At 45.7% G+C, this 18,177-nt stretch carries 15 protein-coding genes and 1 other RNA gene; 8 read left to right on the top strand and 8 right to left on the bottom strand.

Annotated elements, in window-relative coordinates; all coding sequences use genetic code 11:
* Positions 1-92 precede the first annotated feature (92 nt).
* Together JEZ96_RS17980 and JEZ96_RS17975 are read right to left on the bottom strand one after the other, a co-directional pair.
* Positions 93-419, bottom strand: a complete 327-nt coding sequence (locus JEZ96_RS17980) for a YraN family protein (RefSeq protein ID WP_011791065.1) — start codon at positions 417-419, stop codon at positions 93-95.
* Positions 416-2,266 (bottom strand): penicillin-binding protein activator, encoded by a 1,851-nt coding sequence (locus JEZ96_RS17975; RefSeq protein WP_025008211.1) that lies wholly within the window; start codon positions 2,264-2,266, stop codon positions 416-418. Before JEZ96_RS17975 ends, JEZ96_RS17980 begins: the two co-directional genes overlap by 4 nt.
* Before the next feature lie 88 nt (positions 2,267-2,354).
* Here JEZ96_RS17975 and rsmI point away from each other — a divergent pair, with 88 nt between their 5' ends.
* The 5 genes from rsmI (at position 2,355) to JEZ96_RS17950 (ending at position 5,088) form a co-directional block, all read left to right on the top strand.
* Positions 2,355-3,197, top strand: coding sequence for a 16S rRNA (cytidine(1402)-2'-O)-methyltransferase (gene rsmI, locus JEZ96_RS17970; protein ID WP_025008210.1), 843 nt, complete (start codon positions 2,355-2,357; stop codon positions 3,195-3,197).
* 64 nt (positions 3,198-3,261) lie between these two features.
* Positions 3,262-3,613: RNase P RNA component class A (rnpB, locus tag JEZ96_RS17965), an RNA gene on the top strand.
* Positions 3,614-3,985: 372 nt separating this feature from the next.
* Complete coding sequence (locus tag JEZ96_RS17960) at positions 3,986-4,309, top strand: DUF883 C-terminal domain-containing protein (RefSeq protein ID WP_011920188.1); 324 nt, start codon at positions 3,986-3,988, stop codon at positions 4,307-4,309.
* A gap of 9 nt (positions 4,310-4,318) precedes the next feature.
* Positions 4,319-4,822 carry a hypothetical protein gene (locus tag JEZ96_RS17955; protein ID WP_025008209.1) on the top strand — a complete coding sequence of 168 codons (504 nt, stop codon included), beginning with the start codon at positions 4,319-4,321 and terminating at the stop codon, positions 4,820-4,822.
* Positions 4,823-4,833: 11 nt separating this feature from the next.
* On the top strand, positions 4,834-5,088 hold the full coding sequence (locus JEZ96_RS17950) for a hypothetical protein (RefSeq protein ID WP_011791060.1): 255 nt from the start codon (positions 4,834-4,836) through the stop codon (positions 5,086-5,088).
* A 38-nt stretch (positions 5,089-5,126) separates the two neighbouring features.
* On the opposite strand, the gene JEZ96_RS17945 is transcribed toward JEZ96_RS17950, so the two are convergent.
* On the bottom strand, positions 5,127-5,738 hold the full coding sequence (locus tag JEZ96_RS17945; protein WP_025008208.1) for a TetR/AcrR family transcriptional regulator: 612 nt from the start codon (positions 5,736-5,738) through the stop codon (positions 5,127-5,129).
* Positions 5,739-5,981: 243 nt separating this feature from the next.
* Between JEZ96_RS17945 and JEZ96_RS17940 the strand changes: the two genes are divergently transcribed.
* Entirely contained in the window at positions 5,982-6,701 is a 720-nt protein-coding gene (locus JEZ96_RS17940; protein WP_025008207.1) for a DJ-1/PfpI family protein, read from the top strand.
* 31 nt (positions 6,702-6,732) lie between these two features.
* Here JEZ96_RS17940 and JEZ96_RS17935 read toward each other — a convergent pair whose 3' ends face one another.
* Entirely contained in the window at positions 6,733-8,382 is a 1,650-nt protein-coding gene (locus JEZ96_RS17935; protein ID WP_025008206.1) for a BamA/TamA family outer membrane protein, read from the bottom strand.
* Positions 8,383-8,559: 177 nt separating this feature from the next.
* A complete protein-coding gene (locus JEZ96_RS17930) occupies positions 8,560-9,780 on the bottom strand; it encodes a threonine/serine exporter family protein (protein WP_061783006.1) in 1,221 nt (406 codons plus the stop codon).
* A 158-nt stretch (positions 9,781-9,938) separates the two neighbouring features.
* On the opposite strand from JEZ96_RS17930, the gene JEZ96_RS17925 reads away from it, so the two are divergent.
* Together JEZ96_RS17925 and JEZ96_RS17920 are read left to right on the top strand one after the other, a co-directional pair.
* The gene (locus JEZ96_RS17925; RefSeq protein WP_011791055.1) at positions 9,939-10,349 is read left to right on the top strand and encodes an MAPEG family protein; all 411 of its coding nucleotides are present in this window, start codon (positions 9,939-9,941) and stop codon (positions 10,347-10,349) included.
* Positions 10,350-10,550: 201 nt separating this feature from the next.
* Positions 10,551-12,923, top strand: a complete 2,373-nt coding sequence (locus tag JEZ96_RS17920) for a YgiQ family radical SAM protein (RefSeq protein ID WP_011791054.1) — start codon at positions 10,551-10,553, stop codon at positions 12,921-12,923.
* A gap of 244 nt (positions 12,924-13,167) precedes the next feature.
* On the opposite strand, the gene JEZ96_RS17915 is transcribed toward JEZ96_RS17920, so the two are convergent.
* The 3 genes from JEZ96_RS17915 to speF form a co-directional block, all read right to left on the bottom strand.
* Positions 13,168-14,322: a porin gene (locus JEZ96_RS17915; protein ID WP_011920183.1), complete on the bottom strand. Its 1,155-nt coding sequence runs from the start codon at positions 14,320-14,322 to the stop codon at positions 13,168-13,170.
* Between the two features lie 124 nt (positions 14,323-14,446).
* Positions 14,447-15,766, bottom strand: a complete 1,320-nt coding sequence (potE, locus tag JEZ96_RS17910) for a putrescine-ornithine antiporter (protein WP_011791052.1) — start codon at positions 15,764-15,766, stop codon at positions 14,447-14,449.
* Between the two features lie 84 nt (positions 15,767-15,850).
* Complete coding sequence (gene speF / locus JEZ96_RS17905; RefSeq protein ID WP_025008203.1) at positions 15,851-18,013, bottom strand: ornithine decarboxylase SpeF; 2,163 nt, start codon at positions 18,011-18,013, stop codon at positions 15,851-15,853.
* Positions 18,014-18,177: the final 164 nt, after the last annotated feature.

Below are 18,177 nucleotides of genomic sequence, written 5' to 3'. Positions count from 1 at the left end.
GGATAAATCCTTTCAGGATAAAGTGTTACTATCATGCCATAATTTCTCGGGCGAGTTGAGGCATAAGCGTTAAAAATAATTCATGCCGATGTTTAAAAGGCATCGACTAGCCAATGGATTTGATGGCCTTCAATTGCCACAACATCGAAACGACAGGGCACATCGAGCCGATGAATTTGTAAATAATGGCTAGCAGCCAGACGTATACGGCCTATTTGCGCCTTACTTACAGCTTGTAGTGCGCCCCCATACTGGGTTGCAGAGCGATATTTCACCTCAACAAATACCCAATGGTTTTTATGGCGCATCACCAAATCGATTTCGCCAAATGGATAGCGGACATTACGTTCGACAAAAGTGAGCCCTTGTTGTTCAAGGTGACTTTGGGCGAGCGTTTCTGCCGCTTGTCCGAGTATCATAGCTGACGAAAACTGCCTCTTTGGTATCGTCCCCAGCTTAACTGGCGGTTAATCACTCCGTCTGGGTTGACTGATAAAACACCGCTGCGGCCGTTAAATTGATATCCTGGGAATGAGCGCATTTGGGCTAATTTGCTAATTAAATCCATCGCGTCATAACCCATGATAAACAAACGCTTCTGGCCATTGTTCCAACCCGTCCACAGGGTATTGACCATCAGGTTTTCTTCACCATTTTGCATTAGCCAAGGGGCATCGCTCATGGTGAGATTATTTAAATCCTGCGCGGTTTGGCTCGATTCATTATCGATACGACTACGACTCGATGTGTACAAAGGCACTGGCTGAGTAAAAACGCTAAAGTTAACATCAATAAAGGCTTTGAGCAGTGTTAGCTCCTGCGGCGTTGATATCATATAAATCGCATCGATATCTTGGCGTGACCGAAAATCGGCTTGTACTGAGTTGCCAAGGAGTTCCTTGATACGGGCAATGCGTTCTTGGCTATCGCGAACCCCGAGGGCATCTTGTACGGTTGTACGCATTTTATCTCCACTATCGTAGTAATAAACTTCGATGGGAGTGTCACTCTTTTTCTTCCACGCTTGGATAAAACTCTCGGCCATGCGCTTACCAATGGCATCATTGCTGGCAAGCAATAACGGCATAGTTACGCCATCTTGATACATACGTGCTGCGGCGTCAGCGGCTTCTTGTGCGGGTGAGAGGGCGAAGTAGAATTTGTTGGCCTCAGGTACTAACTTGTCAGTCTGATTTAAAAATAACTGCGGAATAGATGTGCTTGTTGACACCGCTCCTGTGGCTGTTGGCATTGCCTGTAACTGATCGATTTCGTTCGGCAATAGTGGGCCAATAATAAACTCCGCCCCAGCGGCAACCGCTTGCTGGTAAGCGGATACTGCATCATTGGCGGTATCGTAAAAATTGACGGCAACTTGTTCGTTAGGTTTGGCCATGTAACTGGCTAATATGCCTTGGCGAATTGCATTGGCGGCATTGGCTCTTGAGCCTGTGAGTGGTAATAGCACCGCTATATTCTTGGGTGAAAAAGGCTTAGCATTAAGTGCTCTATCTAAGTCTGCTGGCAATTTGGCGGCAGCAGGATGATAAGGGTTCTGTTTCTGCCATTCACCTAAGTAGCGCACTAATTGGGTCGGATCGACGGCATAATGCTTCGCGATATAGGCTAGTTGTAACCAGCCTGCAAAGATCGGGCTCTTAGTATCACTGGTAAAATTTTGCAGCGTTTGTTCATGCATAGGCTGTAGCACTTGCCAAATTTTATTATTGACTTCGTTCGCCTCTGCAGAGGGTAAATAGGTCGTGAGTAAACTTAGCTCACGTACTTGTTCAATGGGCTGCTTATTGAGTTGATATAAGTGAGCTTTAAACTGGTGATATGCCACCATCTGCCATTTCGGCAGGCTCCAAGTGCTAGGATAATTTAATATATTGAGCGCATCAGTATAGGTCGAGGTATGCTCAAGCACTCGAGCGGTGAGATATTTGTGCTCTGCTAATAGCGTTGGAGTCTGCGTTAAGCTAGGTTGCATCGACTTCAGCAGTTTTTGCGCGGTGGCATAATCGTTAGCATTGATATACGCATGCGCTGCAAGTAGCAGATTGGTATCTCGTTGCTGTGCGTCCTGACTATTGGCTGCCTGTGCTAAATATACATTGGGCGCCAAAGGAGCAGAGGCTAAAGAGGTGACCGCTGTGGAGGCTGTACCAGTCGAGGTTGTGGGCGTAGAAGTGCCACAACCCGCTAGAATTGCCGATAAAATGGCCACGGAAACGAACTTAGTTGTATTCAGGCTTTTTAACACTGGGCTTCACTCTGGTAAGATGCTGGCTCTAGTTTAACCTTCTCTTGCGCTTGACGAAAGTCTTGGCACTGTCATTACAGAGGTATATATGGACCAAAGCGTCGCACTCTACATAGTTCCCACTCCCATCGGCAATTTGGGCGACATGAGTTCACGGGCTATAGAGGTGCTGAATCAGGTTTCATTGATCGCCTGTGAAGACACCCGTCATAGCGGCAAGTTATTGAGTCATTTTGGAATTACGACTAAAACAATTGCGTTGCATGATCATAACGAACGTGCTCGCGCCCAGTGGATTGTGGATCAATTAGCTGCGGGTCAATCGATCGCCTTAATTTCAGATGCAGGTACGCCGTTAATTTCCGATCCGGGTTACCATTTGGTCTCCCATGTGCGTCAGTCGGGTTTTAATGTGATCCCCTTGCCCGGCCCTTGCGCGGCGATTACCGCCTTGAGCGCCTCGGGTTTGCCATCGGACCGTTTTTCTTTCGAAGGTTTTTTGCCATCAAAAGAAAAGGCGCGTGCCGATAAGCTATTGGCATTAAAAGAAGATCCTCGCACGTTAATTTTTTACGAATCACCACACCGCATCGAGCACAGCTTAACCACTATGGTCGAAGTGCTTGGTGGCGAACGCCATGTCGTTATGGCGCGTGAAGTGACCAAAACCTTTGAAACTTTTTTATCGGGCCCAGTTTCTGAAGTACTTGCCACTGTAAGCACCGATCCCAATCAGCAGAAGGGAGAAATCGTGCTGATGGTGCATGGTTATCATCTCAATGATGATGAAGCGATTCCCACAGTCGCCATTAATACGCTAAAACTCCTGTGCGAAGAATTACCGCTAAAAAAAGCGGCCGCCATTGCCGCACAAATCCATGGCCTTAAAAAGAACGCTCTGTATAAATACGGCCTAGAGTCTGATTTATAAGCACTGCTACGCATCCCTAGGATTAACTGTGGTACATAAAGATGGCATAGGCTATAATCCGCGCCGAGTTGGCCAGACAGTCGCCGCGTTCGCAAGAACGGGGAGGAAAGTCCGGGCTCCAAAGAGCGGGGTGCCAGGTAACGCCTGGGCGGTGCGAACCGACGACAAGTGCAACAGAGAGTAGACCGCCTGCCTGATTTATCAGGTCGGTAAGGGTGAAAGGGTGCGGTAAGAGCGCACCGTGCGGCTAGCAATAGTTCGTAGCAAGGTAAACTCCACCCGGAGCAAGACCAAATAGGGTTCCGTATGGCGTGGCTCGCGTTGGAACCGGGTAGGTCGCTTGAGCCTGTGAGCGATTGCAGGCCTAGATGAATGACTGTCCAAGACAGGACCCGGCTTATCGGCCAACTCACCTCATTCAACAAAAAGCCCGTTTGTCGTAATGACAAACGGGCTTTTTGTTTTTTAATTTATACGGTAATGATCAATTTTATTTGATTAACTCATTAAAAAATCAGAGTTAGCTCGTTCTCCTGTACATCCCGTCTATCGCTTATTTAGCCTTCAGTTTAGCCGCCATTACAGCCATTTCCAGTCTTTCTTCGTCGCAGGTAAAAATTACTCAATGCAGGTAACATCTACCGTTAACTGGGAGGGTTAATAGAAATGGTATAGTTATAACCTTTTGTTTTTATGAGATTATATTGTTTGGTATAGCCATTGCATTGGTTTGTACGCAAAGTGCAGCATCTTGTTGCATTGCACAGTGTTCACCAAGGAGGCTTTCTATGGCCAGTTCAAAAAGCGTAGCAGAACAAACTAACAGTAAAGATAGCAGTGCTTTAAATTCACCCACAACAGCGAAAGCAACTGAAGTGACGCACCATGCCGTTGACGCAGTGGCAGAGAAAGCCGCTGTTGCAGAAGACACTTTGCGTAAAACGGCGGCTAGCTCACAGGAAACTCTGGCGCTCAAGCAGGAGGAAATCAAATTACAACTGCAAAGTTCTTATAGCAAAACCCGTGAGTTGGCAGCGCAAAATCCATTGGCCACTGCTGGGATTGCGTTTGCCGCCGGGGTGGTATTAACGGCCTTGCTGCGCCGTCGCTAAGGTGGATTTATGCAAAACCGTGCAAGGTCAGAGGCGCCAGAACAAAGGCCCGTCCAGCATAGTGCGCAAACCGCTAAAACTGGGCAGACAGCATCAGCTGCTGCCCAGCATAACGTTATTGATCAGGCAATTGAGCAACTGGCTGAAATAGCTGTTCTTAGCAGTTCAGTGAAGCAAGCCTATCTCGAGCAGTTGCAGATGGCCGGGAAAGTAGCAACGGCAGAATGGCGGTTAACAGGGCGTAGCCTGATTATCGCTGCGGCTTTAGTCGTCTGTTTTGGTACTGGCATTACGTTATTCTGGGGCAGTATTTTATTGCTGTTGGGCTATATGCTGTTTCAATTGAGTGGTTCGTTATTAGCCACTGTGAGCGCTTTGGTGGTGCTACAGTTTGTTTTATTGCTTTGGTGTTGGCGTAGTCTTGGCTATGTGTTGTCACAAACGGGCTTTTCGAAGACTTGGCAGCAATTACAGCTTTTGTTCTCGACTCGAGAGTCGGGACATCAAAAATAGGGGGCGCGAGTATGCTAATTCAACAGTTACTTAAAAAACAGCAGTTGCAGCTGACAGTGCTGACGGAACAAGGCCAGTTGCAGCATGATTTGTTACTGATGAGGAAACGACAATTAGCGCAAAGCAGTCGTGATTTTATTGGGTCGACACCAGGTTTAATCGTCAGTTTTAGCCTTGGCTGTCTGTTTCAGCTGCGCCACAACAGTACTGTAAAACTACTGCGCAGCACCTTTGGCCTGCGTTGGATTACCAAGCTAATTGTTTGATCATTATTTAAACGCCGTAACTTTTACCATGATTACTTTCATTGGTTTAGATATGCGTTTCTTTTCGTTAACGCCGCTAAAATGATACCCCGCGTAAGCAGATGTAAGTACTTGGCTTGTTGTGTAGGACAGGGATGAGGGCTGGCAATAAGTTGTTGAATTTGGCTTAAATAAAGAGCGGCTATGCTGTGGGCCAACGTGTGGCTTGGGATAATAAATTCGTCAGTGTTGAAGGTGTTGACCAATTTATTTTCGATATGTTGCACAAGTTTAGTTTGTAATTGTTTCGTTGCGGCATCGAGATCGCTACCAAGTCTAAATGACATGGAACGGCGAAACATGCTGTTTCGGCTAAAAGTAATAAGCAGTTTTTCCAATGAGGGTGGCGTGTTAGTTGAAAGCCAGTCTTCGGCTGACTGAAGATCTGCGAAGATATCTTCAAAAATATTTTGATGGAGTGCAATAAGGATATCCAGCTTACGCTTGAAGTAGCGATAAAACGTCGTGCGGCCTACATCGGCTTTGTAGGCAATATCAGCCACTGCAATATCACGATAATCTTGCTGTTTCAGCATTTCCTTAAAAGCGTTGAGAACCTTGAGCACAGCCCGCGGGCTTTTCGCTATGTGCATGCAGTGCTTTGTGTGCATATTGGATCCCGCTTTAAATTCAACTCAGTTTAAGCGTGTGATTATACCTTAGCCTCAATGGCTCTTGTGTTGTGATTTTTGCTTAAGTGGAACAGATAGGCTCAGGTGTACCATTTGAAACATGCGGGCGAGTTTGTGCCTGATGGTTAAGAATAATGGGCTTTATAGTGACGGTCATAGGGTTAACTGCAATGACAGTGTTACCTGAAATATGAAATTGTCACTACCGATGGAGAATCTGTGATGAGTGAAAATATTGAAGCGGCTCAACGTGATAAAACAAATCATCCAATCAAACACAAATTAAGAGTAGGTATTTTTCTTTATCCCGGCATGACGATGCTCGATGCCTATGGGCCACTACAGTTTTTAGCCTTTGTGCCATCTTTTGAAACCTTCACTTTTGCGAAAACCAGCATGCTATTACCCTGTGATGCGGGCGTTAACTTACAACCTAATTACGATTTTGACCATTGCCCACCAATAGATATCCTGTTAGTGCCTGGGAGTGCAAATCCTTTGGCGCAAATACAGGATGAGCAAGTTATTTCCTTCTTAAAACATAAGGGGGAGCAAGCACAATACATTACATCTGTATGCACTGGTGCCTTGATTCTTGCGGCAACAGGTTTACTTAATGGTTATCGCACGACCACTCACTGGGCTTATGCTTCAGTGTTGGCACAATATCCTCAAATTACCTTTGAAAATAAACGTATTGTGATTGACCGTAATAGGATCAGCGGTGGCGGTATTACTGCAGGACTCGATTTTGCATTGACTCTTATTGCCAATATAGAGGGAGAAGAACAGGCGAAAACTCTGCAGTTATTGTTTGAATATGACCCTAAACCGCCCTTTAATTGCGGTTCTCCCATATTGGCAGACGCTTCTCTGGTACAGAGGGTTGAGCAGGAGGTTAGGCAGATAGCCTCAGGTTTATTCGAGACCACCACAGATTAATGGTGTTGAGCAATCATGGTGTACCTTAGGTTTAAAAACTCTGTTTAACTAAGAGCCGCCATTCCCAACTATTGGCAGATTCGCCACCTGTATACGGCAGAGAAAAATCGATATGGGCGACATTGCCGTAGCTGGAACGGGAGGAATAAATTCGTGCTCCTATACCGATAGTGCCCAAAGGGCCGCTGACTTCGTTATTGCTAGCCAGTGGCCCTCCCGATGCTTGTCCCAGATCGGTAAACAGTGCCCAGCCAAGTTCTGCCAGTTGATAGAGATTGATATTGGGATAATGACGCAGTTCTGCAGTCATGAGCCATTGATTGTCACCTTGTTGGTACTCATTGGGGTAACCCCGTACACCCGTTTCATCCCCAAGTCCTCGGGTGAGATCAAGGTAAGTATTGTTTGATACGCTTGCCCAAGCTTTACCGTAGGCAGTCCATTTAGGGTTGATCCGATAAAAGTATTCGGCTTGGGCTTCGACTGTATAGGTATCTTTTTGCGTTGTGCCAAGGGTGCTACTCCCTGCCATTTCTAAAAGCCAGAGTTGATTATCGAATCGGTAACCGCCGCTGCTTTGCCACTTAAAGTGGTAGCCTAGTGGGTTACCATCGTCTATGTCTTTGGTTTCTAATCCTAACTGGACATAGTGGTGCCAGCCTAAGTTAAAGTCTTCGTTATTGGTGATCAGGTGAATATTATTCAATACGTGAAAATCGTCTTCGATAAATTCGTAGGCAACCCAAGGATACATAAAGTCCCTGTCTTGCGGTAGCATCGATGTGGGATAGGTGTCTACGTTTGCAAACTCATGTTTATTCTGGGTAATACCTGTAATAAAGCGGGAAATATTGTCGTTATTCTGACTTATTAGCCAGCCGTACTTGAGGTTAAGGTAGTCAGACTTGTGTTCAAATTCATTCACCTCATTACCGTTTTGTCGCAATATATCGGTACGACTATCGTCAAGATATTCTAGGGAGTACATGCTATTCGTCTTGAGCGAATAAAAAGGTTTACTGATGTACATATGTTTAGCTTGGCCGTCACTATTATCATAAAACTCTGCGGCGATGATGCCGTGTTCGATAATGCTAAGGGGGGCTTCAAAGGCAAATTTATAACCACTACGAGATTCATTTGACTGGTAATTCATTCGAGTTCGTATGCCTGTACCCAATAAATTGTCCTCCTTTACGCCAAAAGAATAACGAGTATCCCCTCCTGAGCTGCTAAAGCTCCCCGTAGGAAGTAATGACCAGTTATCCCACGTTTCAATAACAACCGATTCGACGTTAGGATCGGTGTCGGATTGGGGATCTTTGTCAGCGATATAGATTTTTGCATCGCGAATATAGGGTTCGGCCCGTAAGAGACGTTGTGATTCATTGAGATCTTTTAGGTCGACAGTATCATTTTCACTAAAGGTGAGTTTATCGCGCACGACATAATCTTTGGTGTTGATATGCAGCTGATTTGCCCAGCGATGAATAAAAAAAGCGTTTGGATCTGATTCATCAAAAATTGGATTATTCACGACAATAATTTTGCCAATTTTTTTAGGAGTCTGCTCTTGTTGAACGATTGGGGGGCTTGTTAGTGGCTTATCGACGTTGGCCACACTCATCTGGCTGCTGATGCAACAAGGTAGGATGCATGCATACTGGATAAATTTCTGCATATAGACCACTCCCATGGAATTGACGGCTGCAGCGATATCAAACTCACTCTGCAATTCACAATTTAATAACACATGGAAAGTGGTAATTAGTCAAGGAAGTATTTAAATAACATTTTGATTTTATTTAAGGTTGCACTAAGAATACCGTGCACCTTGATGCCGCCATACTGAGTATGGCTAGAGAGTACGGCGAGGCGGTACAGCAACATTGGCGAAGATAAGCCCTGCGATCAGCGACATAAAGATTAAAAAAATCTGTGAACCTATATGGGATTGATTAAGCATAGTCTCGCCAGAAATTAACGCATTAAGTCCAATATAGGTTTTGCTGCCGGGCACTAAGATCACTATACCTTGTAAAAGAGCGATGGAAGCAGGCGCTTTCATCCAGCGAGCAAAAAGATTGGAGTAGATGCCAACGGCTAAAGCGCCAAAGAAGATCCCCACTGAATCACCAAAAAAATGTCCGCCAAGCATGGCCGAGAAAAACGCCACTATCCCAGCGAGTACGCCCCAAGGTGAATCTTGCATTCGTGCTTTAAAAATAAAGACTAACGCCATGGATAAAATCGGTACCGCCGACCATATTGCCCAGCGGGGCAGTCTTTCGGGTTCAATATAGATGGTCTCGCCAAAGAAAGCCTTACCGATAGCCATGCCGAGCACTGCACCAAAGTACAATTTAAACAGCAACATACAGGCATCCATAATCCTAGCCGTACCTGAAATCAAATCACGCGCCGCCAGCTCAGCTAAGCCTAAGGTTAAGGCTAAACCCGGGATAAAGATAATGATCGCGGAGAGGATAACCACGGGAATATTAATATTGGGATCAATACGCGCAATGGCACAGGCAACTATGGCGCAGATAATGGTCGCAAAGGGTTCAAGGACTTCAGCCATGCGTGCTGAGCGTTCAGCACGATACACAAAGCCATAAATGAGTAGACCGAGTAATCCAGACCAAAATACATCATTCCAGCCTGTGCCCATCAGCATGGCGAAAGCGGCGGCAGAGGTCCCAAAGGAAAAACAAGTTAATACCGGGCCGTAAGGATTGGGTTTATTGGCAATTTCTTCTAAACGCTCTAGCGCCTCGGTTAACGTACGTTTACCTGAGGTTAATTCATCGACTAACTCATCGGTTCGGGCAAGTGAGCCTAGATCAAGCTCTCCTGGTTTCACTCTCGCGACATGGTTATATTCTTGATCCGTATCGTGTTGTAAAACGAAAGTCATCGAGGTGGGTGAAATAAGAAAATAACCTTCGAGGCCTAAGGTGCGTGCAACGGTTTGTAAGTGAGTTTCAAGGCGATAAGCGGGTGTGCCAAATTTATGCAAAGCTTTACCTAGCTTAATGATAAATTTGCGTTTTTCGATAAACTCTTCGTTATCCAATCGGGGTCTTCACTGTATAAAAAAGTTGTTGGGAATGACGCGCGCATATTAACCTATCTTGTCGCTAAAAGGTTAATGGCTTTTAAACTTAATACAAATAAATTGCTGATTTTTTGCGGCTCGGGCTATAGTCATTTTTTTCATAAAGGGAAATTAATATGTCTTTGATGGTAACAGGCCTTTACGCCAGCCTTACAGGGTTATTAGTCGTCACTTTGGCCTATCGTGTGGTTAAACTTAGGCGAAGTCAGAGAATTGGTCTCGGTGATGGCGGTAATAGTGCTTTAACCTTGGCGGGACGGGTGCATGCTAATTTAATAGAGAATGCACCCATCGTATTGATTTTAATGGCCGTAGCCGAATTAGGTGGCTTGCCTGCATTTTATTTGCATTGTTTTGGTACCCTGTGGGTTGTGGCTCGACTACTCCATGCCATTGGACTCACCCAAGGCCAAGGTGGTTATCATTTGGGACGTTTTTGGGGAGTGTTACTCACTTGGATTGTGATTATTAGCTTAGCCTTTGTGAATTTAGTGTATTTTGTCCAAGGGCTAGGTAAGGGGTTGTAGCCGCTCAACTCGTGTCTATGTCATATCCATAGCCGATTTAGGGGTATTCTAGCCGCAGGCCAAATACCCCACAAAAGGTTGTGGTTGGTGTTTTTTTAATCGCACTTGCCAGTGATTGCCTGCTATACTCCGCGTCCCTAAATCGGCGCAGCTCCTTTTTGCTTCGCCTTTGTTTGACATTACGCTTTTGGGTCAATATCGATGCAAGTTGAATCCACACTTTTTAGTTATCCCAAATACTGGGCCGAGTGCTATGGCACGGCACCTTTCTTACCTATGTCCCGTAAGGAGATGGATAAGCTCGGCTGGGATAGCTGTGACATTATTATTGTCACAGGTGATGCTTATGTGGACCACCCAAGCTTTGGTATGGCCGTTATTGGCCGTATGTTAGAAGCCCAAGGTTATCGCGTGGGGATTATTTCTCAGCCCGATTGGTCGAGCAAAGACGCTTTTATGCAGCTTGGACGCCCGAATCTGTTTTTTGGTGTCACCGCGGGTAACATGGATTCCATGATTAATCGCTACACCGCTGACCGTCGTATCCGCACCGATGATGCTTATACTCCAGATGATATCGGTGGCAAGCGCCCCGACCGCGCCGTGACGGTTTATACCCAGCGTTGTAAAGAAGCCTTTAAAGATGTGCCAGTCATTATTGGCGGAATTGAGGCAAGCCTTCGCCGGATCGCCCATTACGATTATTGGTCCGATAAAGTGCGTCGCAGTGTGATTTTCGATGCTAAGGCCGACATTTTAATGTATGGCAATGCCGAGCGTCCGCTGGCTGAAGTGGCGCGCCGCTTAGCGGCGGGGGAGTCGATTAATGACTTGCACGATGTGCGTGGCACTGCGGTAATTCGTAAAGAACCTTTGCCTGAATGGCGTGGTATGGATTCACGCAAAATCGACCAATTGCATAAGATTGATCCTATCCCTAATCCCTATGGTGCCGATGATGTGGGTTGCGCTAATTTATCTGGCCCTTCGGATGCAAAGATTTTTGATAACGATGCGCCAAAAGCTATCAGCGTGCAACCGCCACGCCCTAAGCCATGGGATAAAACCTATGTGCTGCTGCCAGCTTTTGAAAAGGTATCTGAGGACAAATATTTATACGCCCATGCCTCACGGATTTTGCACCAAGAGCAAAACCCGGGCTGCGCACGGGCGCTGTTCCAGCCCCACGGTGACCGTGGTGTGTGGGTTAATCCGCCCGCTTGGCCGCTCAATACCGACGAGATGGATGCGGTGTTCGACTTACCCTATAAAAGGGTGCCGCATCCTGCCTATGGCAAGGCGAAAATCCCCGCCTATGACATGATCAAAACTTCGATCAACATCATGCGCGGTTGCTTTGGTGGCTGTTCTTTCTGCTCGATTACCGAACACGAAGGACGAATTATCCAGAGCCGTTCGCAAGAGTCGATTATCAAAGAAATCAAAGATATTCAGGATAAAGTGCCTGGCTTTACTGGGGTGATTTCCGACCTTGGCGGCCCCACTGCCAACATGTATCGCCTCGGCTGTACCAGCGAAAAAGCCGAGAAAACCTGCCGCCGTTTGTCCTGCGTGTTCCCCTCGATTTGCGGCCATTTAGGCACAGATCATAAGCACACTATCGACTTGTACCGCGCCGCCCGCGCCGTGCCCGGCATTAAGAAGATTTTGATTGCCTCCGGTGTGCGTTACGATTTGGCGATCGAAGATCCTGCCTATGTTAAAGAGTTAGTGCAGCATCATGTGGGCGGCTACTTAAAAATCGCCCCTGAGCATACCGAGGAAGGGCCGCTCAGCAAGATGATGAAACCCGGCATGGGCGCCTACGATAAATTTAAAGAACTGTTCGACAAGTATTCGAAGGAAGCGGGTAAAGAACAGTTCCTGATCCCTTATTTTATATCGGCGCATCCTGGCACGACCGACGAAGACATGGTGAATTTAGCGCTGTGGCTGAAGGAGCGTAAGTTTAAGCTCGACCAAGTGCAAAACTTCTATCCCTCACCGATGGCGAATGCGACGACGATTTATCATACCGAATTGAACTCGCTTAAAAACGTCAAACACACCAGTGAAGTGGTGCCAGTGCCGAAGAAGGGGCGTCAACGCCGCTTGCATAAAGCGTTGCTGCGTTACCATGACCCAGCAGGTTGGCCTATTATCCGTGAAGGCTTGATTGCCATGGGGCGTGAAGATTTGATCGGCAATAGTCCAAACCAATTAGTGCCACCAGAAGGGCGCAATGAGCGCGGGCCTAAATGGATGAAGGATGCCAACCAAGGCCAAAAAGCCTTTACACGTTTCTCGGGTAATCAGTTCGATGATCGTAAGGGGGCGACTAAATCTAAAGGGGCGATGAAAGGCGGTGTTAATGCGGGTGCAGAGTCAAAACCTGCCGGGAAAGGCGGAAAACCTGCATTGAATGCGTCCAAGCCTAACGTACCTAAGCCTAATGTGCCTAAGTCGAATCGTCCGGGAGCTAAAGCGCCTTTTGGACAATCGAGTGCTAAAGCATCAGGGGCTCAATCTAAGGGTGGCGGTAAACCGTCCCATAATCGTCAGCAAGCTAAGTAACTCGGTTTCTACTGAAAAAAAAGCCACTTCATAAACTCAATTTGAAGTGGCGTAGAGACGATGGTAAACCGGCGGAACCATCTAATGAGTCTACGGCGAGCGTTTGTAGACGGAACGTGCGCCGCTCCTCAGCCTCAAAAAGGCTCACGTATATGAGCGATGACGTGAGCCATGAGTTCTTTGGTTACAATGCGGAGCGAGTGCAATGGTAGGTTGGACTCGCGCGAGTGTTTTTGAAAAATGGCTAGAAGAAGTAGTTAATCCCCACCGCAAAGCCGTTGTCTTCCAGCGCTTCGAGTGCAGCGTCATCCATTTTGCTAAAATCCAGTTTCATCTCGGCAAACATCACAGTGTCGTTACTGTAGCGATAATGCAGTCCTAACATGGCAAATTGGCGGGTCCATTTACCTTGGATAGGTGTGGTTGCATCTGTATCTAAATCTAAATAACTGAGCACCAACATAGGTACAAAGCCATTATCAAATTGATAGGCCGTCATTAGCTCGACGCCAGTCGCATCGTAAAGTTCGCCATCCACTAGTTCATTGTTTTTACTTTGATGGGCGTTAAAGCCGACATAGAGGCCACTTGCTTCGCGATTTTCGGCATAGTGATAATAATCACCGTACATAGCACCAATACCGACAATCTTATTTGTTTCATCAACTTGGGTATTACCTAGGTGACCGTCAAAATCACCGCGGTTAAAGCCCGCCAGCAGCTTAAATTTGTCCGTTACCGAATAGGTCAGGCTGGCACCGTAGCTGCTGTCGAAATTGAGTTCAGAGTCTGCCATTTCGCTGCCATCGGCATTTTTAAGGACGATATCCCCATTGGTTTTGGCGGCGTATTGCAGGGCAATGTGCACTGGGCCGAGCGTATTGCGGTAGATAAATGCAGAGTCAGCTCGGCCTGTTCCTGTTAATCCACCATCACTAAAGGCATAGGCGCCAACACTGTATCCTGCAAAGACGTTGGGTAGATCTGTGGTGCCTGCGATGTCGTAATATACGCCCCATTGCTTACCAAAACTTAGGCTCCCCCACTCATCGTGGGACATACCGACATAACCTAAACGGTTATAGAGGAAATCTTCGTTTTTTTCTGCAGCGAGTTTACCGCCTTGCATCACTAGGCTGTCATCGCTAGACACCATATTGATACCCCATTCGGTCGTCGCAAAAGCCGTCCAACCATGTTTTTCATTGCGTTCGAAGCTAAATCGTACACGGGATAAATCGTCAATAACGGAAGTATCATGGCTATCATTTAATGCGGCAAATCCAAGCCAGCCACTCAAATCTAATGAATTTTTTGAGTCTTTATATAGTTCAATTGCTTGGCTGCTGGTGGCTGTCAACAGCACAGGAAGCACTAAGGCGATGCAAGTCTTATTCATAATTTCACCGAAAATAAGCAAGGGTTAGTTAGGGGACCATAGGATTTATAGCCTATGGTCCCTGAGTATTGATGTTAAGGGCGCTATTCGTTAGGGGGTGAACATAGACAATATCGTCGGGTGTTCACACTGGGCGCGCCTCAGCGACTGGGGTTTTATTTGAAATAACACCGTAGATAGTCCAACCGAAGAAGGTCGCTATTGCACCAAGCATTACTGCTGTTTCACCGGAGCTATAAAGGGCGTAGAAGCTATATAGGGCACCAATCACGGCAATGACGTTGGCAACACGGGCCTTATTCGCAGGCACTTTAAGCTGTCTTTGCATAATACCTAGGGCGGCCATCGATAAAATGTAGGGCACAATATTGGTGACGACAGCAAGATTGACAAGGGCTTCAAACTGTTTGCTCAGTGAGGGACTAATGGTCATTAATGACAACATAGTTTGAATTGAAACGATAATTGTCATACCCCAAATAGGCGCATCGGCTTTGCTGACCTTAGAGAATATTTTTGGAAAGAATCCTTCATCGGCTGAGGCTTTAAACACTTGGGCAATAGTGAACTGCCAGCCTAATAGCGATCCAGTACAGGAGATAATGGCACAGGCCATCACGATTTTTCCGACCACAGGATTAAACATTTGCGCGAAGGCTAAACCGAATGGCGCATTCGACATAGCAAGCTCAGCGTTTGGTACAATACCAGCAATAACGTTGGTGGAAACGATGTAGATTATCGCCGCACCTAATGTCCCCCCCATAACGGCGATGGGTACATTTTTTTCTGGATTATCAACAGCTTCAGAGTTTGCGCAGGCTGATTCTAAACCAAGGAAAGCCCATAATGTCATTGCGATAGAGCCGCCTAGTGCTTTAAAGAATGGCATATCATGCGGGTTCCAAGCGCCTTTATAGAGGTCAATATCAAACCAGTACCAGCCAATTAAAGACACACCAATCACAGGTATGATAATTCCCCAAACTGTTACGCTACTCACGCGGCCTGTAATGCGGGCACCACCAAAGTTTGCAATTGTCGCTAACCAAAGCACGCCAATCGTCGCAAGGCAAATGGCGATAGGACTTAGGTTAACCTCAAGCAATACCGCGGCGTAACCTACGGCCGAAATAGCAATCGCGACATTGGCAATTAATAGTGAAACCGCATAGGTATAGTTGGCCATAAAGTTACCTGAACGACCAAAGGCATACTCGGCATAACCGCCCATACCACCGGATTTTTTACTGAACATACCGCACTTAGCAAAGGCAAAGGCCAGCGCCGTAGAGCCCGCGGCCGTGACGAGCCAAGATAAAATTGAAATGGTTCCCACTTGGGCTAATTGGGTTGGCAACATAATAATGCCTGAACCCATCATATTGACTATGGTGATAATCGTTAATTGGACAACACCAATTTTATTCTCTGATTTACTCATAATAATGACCTAATTATATAATTCATTTTAGAGAGATGAGATTGACTGCAGAGCGGGGTTAATTAACTCTGCAGTCAAAAACTGTTATTTAGCTAATACATAACCTAATGCTTGGATTTTGCCTTCGGCGGTGTTTTCGAGATAAACACCTTGCAACTCTGGCGAGAATCCGGGTAATAAGTTGATACCTTCTTCAAGGGCTAAGAAATAACGCTGTACAGCACCTCCCCATATTTCACCTGGAACCATACATAGCACTCCTGGTGGATATGGCAGCGCACCTTCGGCAGCGATACGACCTTCAATTTGAGAGAGTGGGACTAGTTCTACTTTACCGCGAATAAATTCAAGATTAGCTTCTTGAGGGTCCATTACCTTAGTTGGGAAATGTGCTTTTCTGAACATTTCTTTTTGCAATTGTTTTACATCATGGCTGACATAAAGATTATGCATTTCTTGGCAGAGTTGGCGGATAGTATAATCTTTGTAACGGGCTTTATTGGCGTTATAAACATTAGGTAAGACTTCGGATAATGGTGCATCTTCATCAACTAATTTTTCGAAGCGGGATATTTGCGACACTAAGTGTTGCATTTTTGCCATATCTTCTGCGGGTGTCATCAGGAATAAAATCGAATTTAAGTCGCACTTCTCTGGAATAATATTATTTTCCCGTAAAAAGTTAGCCAAAATAGTCGCGGGAATTCCAAACTCAGTATATTTACCCGTTTCGGCATCAATACCCGGAGTTGTTAACAGGAATTTACAAGGATCAACGAAATATTGGCCTTTTTCATAACCTTCGAAGGAGTGCCATTTTTGACCGGGTTCGAATTCAAAGAAGCGTAAATCGTCGGCCATTTGCTCGGTTTCATATTCTTGCCATAGGCGACCGTCGATCATGGTTGGCACGAAGGGTTTGATATATTTACACTTTTTGAGCAATAGCTTACGTGCTTCGATACCCGCTTTTACCGCTTCGCGCCACAGATAACGACCGCTTGCTCCTTCATGCATTTTTGCGTTCACATCCAGCGCCGCAAACAGAGGATAGAAGGGGCTGGTTGAGGCATGCATCATAAAGGCGTTATTGAAACGCTTATGGTTACAGTATCGCGTTTGGCCTTTGATATGCTTATCTTTTTTATGAATTTGTGAGGTCTGTGAGAAGCCTGCTTGTTGTTTGTGTACAGACTGCGTCACGATAATACCAGGATCTTCTGGCGTCAGTTCGAGCAGTAGTGGTGAACAGTCATTCATCATGGGAATAAACTGTTCATAGCCCACCCAAGCTGAGTCAAACAGAATGTAATCACATAGATGACCAATACGATCAACCACTTGGCGAGCATTATAGATAGTACCGTCGTAGGTACCCAATTGGATAATCGCTAACCGGAATGGGCGTTTTTCATCGGCGCGTTCTGGGGCAACTTCACGAATTTGTTCTCTTAAATAAGATTCTTGGAAACAGTGGGCATCTATACCACCAATAAAACCGAAGGGGTTACGTGCTGTTTCTAAATAAATCGGTGTTGCACCCGCTTGAATTAGCGCGCCATGGTGGTTCGATTTATGGTTATTGCGATCAAAGAGTACTAAATCCCCTTTTGCTAATAACGCATTAGTGGCCACTTTATTGGAAGAAGAAGTCCCATTGAGTACGAAATAAGTTTTATCGGCATTAAACACTTTAGCCGCATATTTTTGTGCATCAAGCGGCGCACCTTCATGGATGAGTAGGTCGCCTAATTTAACGTCGGCATTACACATATCAGCACGGAAAATAGTTTCGCCAAAAAAGTCGAAGAACTGACGGCCTACAGGGTGTTTACGGAAGAATTGTCCACCTTGATGGCCAGGGCAAGCAAAGGTGGAGTTGCCCATTTCGACGTATTTTTTGAGTGTCCCAAAGAAAGGGGGTAATAAAGCTTGCTCATATTTATTAACCGCAGTTTCCACCTGTTTTCCGTAGAAGTCAGTGTTATCTCCGCAGAGTTCAAATACCCCAGTAATTGATGAGCATACATCATCTGGGAAGGTTTCTTCACAGCAAACTGAAACGAAAATCGGTAGTTTTAATCCGGTATTTTTAATCTTTTCAACAATACCATTTCTAACATCATCAACAGAGACAACAGCCGCACCTACATCGCAAAAATCAGTGGTTAATACGTTGACGACTTCTCTGTCTATATCGAAACAAGATCTGACAGATAAGCTAGCGGCTACTTTTAATGATTTCATAGTTAATTTCCTTTTTGCTACTAAATAATTTGGATACAACAGTGCCTATACCTAATTAAAAATATTAATGGCATAAAAATTAGATATAGCTATTCCATGCGCAGCTTAGATGTGGCTATACGTAATACGCTAAATAAAATATAATTTGAAATATATTTATTGGA

Source organism: Shewanella putrefaciens (genome assembly GCF_016406325.1).
GTDB lineage: Bacteria > Pseudomonadota > Gammaproteobacteria > Enterobacterales > Shewanellaceae > Shewanella > Shewanella putrefaciens.
This window is presented reverse-complemented; position numbering and strand designations above follow the sequence as displayed.

Excerpts from the sequence above, each read along its gene's own strand:
- JEZ96_RS17980 (WP_011791065.1), bottom strand. The coding sequence starts at position 419 with ATGATACTCGGACAAGCGGCAGAAACGCTCGCCCAAAGTCACCTTGAA.
- JEZ96_RS17920 (WP_011791054.1), top strand. The coding sequence starts at position 10,551 with ATGCAAGTTGAATCCACACTTTTTAGTTATCCCAAATACTGGGCCGAG.
- JEZ96_RS17940 (WP_025008207.1), top strand. The coding sequence starts at position 5,982 with ATGAGTGAAAATATTGAAGCGGCTCAACGTGATAAAACAAATCATCCA.
- JEZ96_RS17950 (WP_011791060.1), top strand. The coding sequence starts at position 4,834 with ATGCTAATTCAACAGTTACTTAAAAAACAGCAGTTGCAGCTGACAGTG.
- JEZ96_RS17935 (WP_025008206.1), bottom strand. The coding sequence starts at position 8,382 with ATGCAGAAATTTATCCAGTATGCATGCATCCTACCTTGTTGCATCAGC.
- JEZ96_RS17915 (WP_011920183.1), bottom strand. The coding sequence starts at position 14,322 with ATGAATAAGACTTGCATCGCCTTAGTGCTTCCTGTGCTGTTGACAGCC.
- rsmI (WP_025008210.1), top strand. The coding sequence starts at position 2,355 with ATGGACCAAAGCGTCGCACTCTACATAGTTCCCACTCCCATCGGCAAT.
- JEZ96_RS17960 (WP_011920188.1), top strand. The coding sequence starts at position 3,986 with ATGGCCAGTTCAAAAAGCGTAGCAGAACAAACTAACAGTAAAGATAGC.
- potE (WP_011791052.1), bottom strand. The coding sequence starts at position 15,766 with ATGAGTAAATCAGAGAATAAAATTGGTGTTGTCCAATTAACGATTATC.
- speF (WP_025008203.1), bottom strand. The coding sequence starts at position 18,013 with ATGAAATCATTAAAAGTAGCCGCTAGCTTATCTGTCAGATCTTGTTTC.
- JEZ96_RS17955 (WP_025008209.1), top strand. The coding sequence starts at position 4,319 with ATGCAAAACCGTGCAAGGTCAGAGGCGCCAGAACAAAGGCCCGTCCAG.
- JEZ96_RS17945 (WP_025008208.1), bottom strand. The coding sequence starts at position 5,738 with ATGCACACAAAGCACTGCATGCACATAGCGAAAAGCCCGCGGGCTGTG.
- JEZ96_RS17925 (WP_011791055.1), top strand. The coding sequence starts at position 9,939 with ATGTCTTTGATGGTAACAGGCCTTTACGCCAGCCTTACAGGGTTATTA.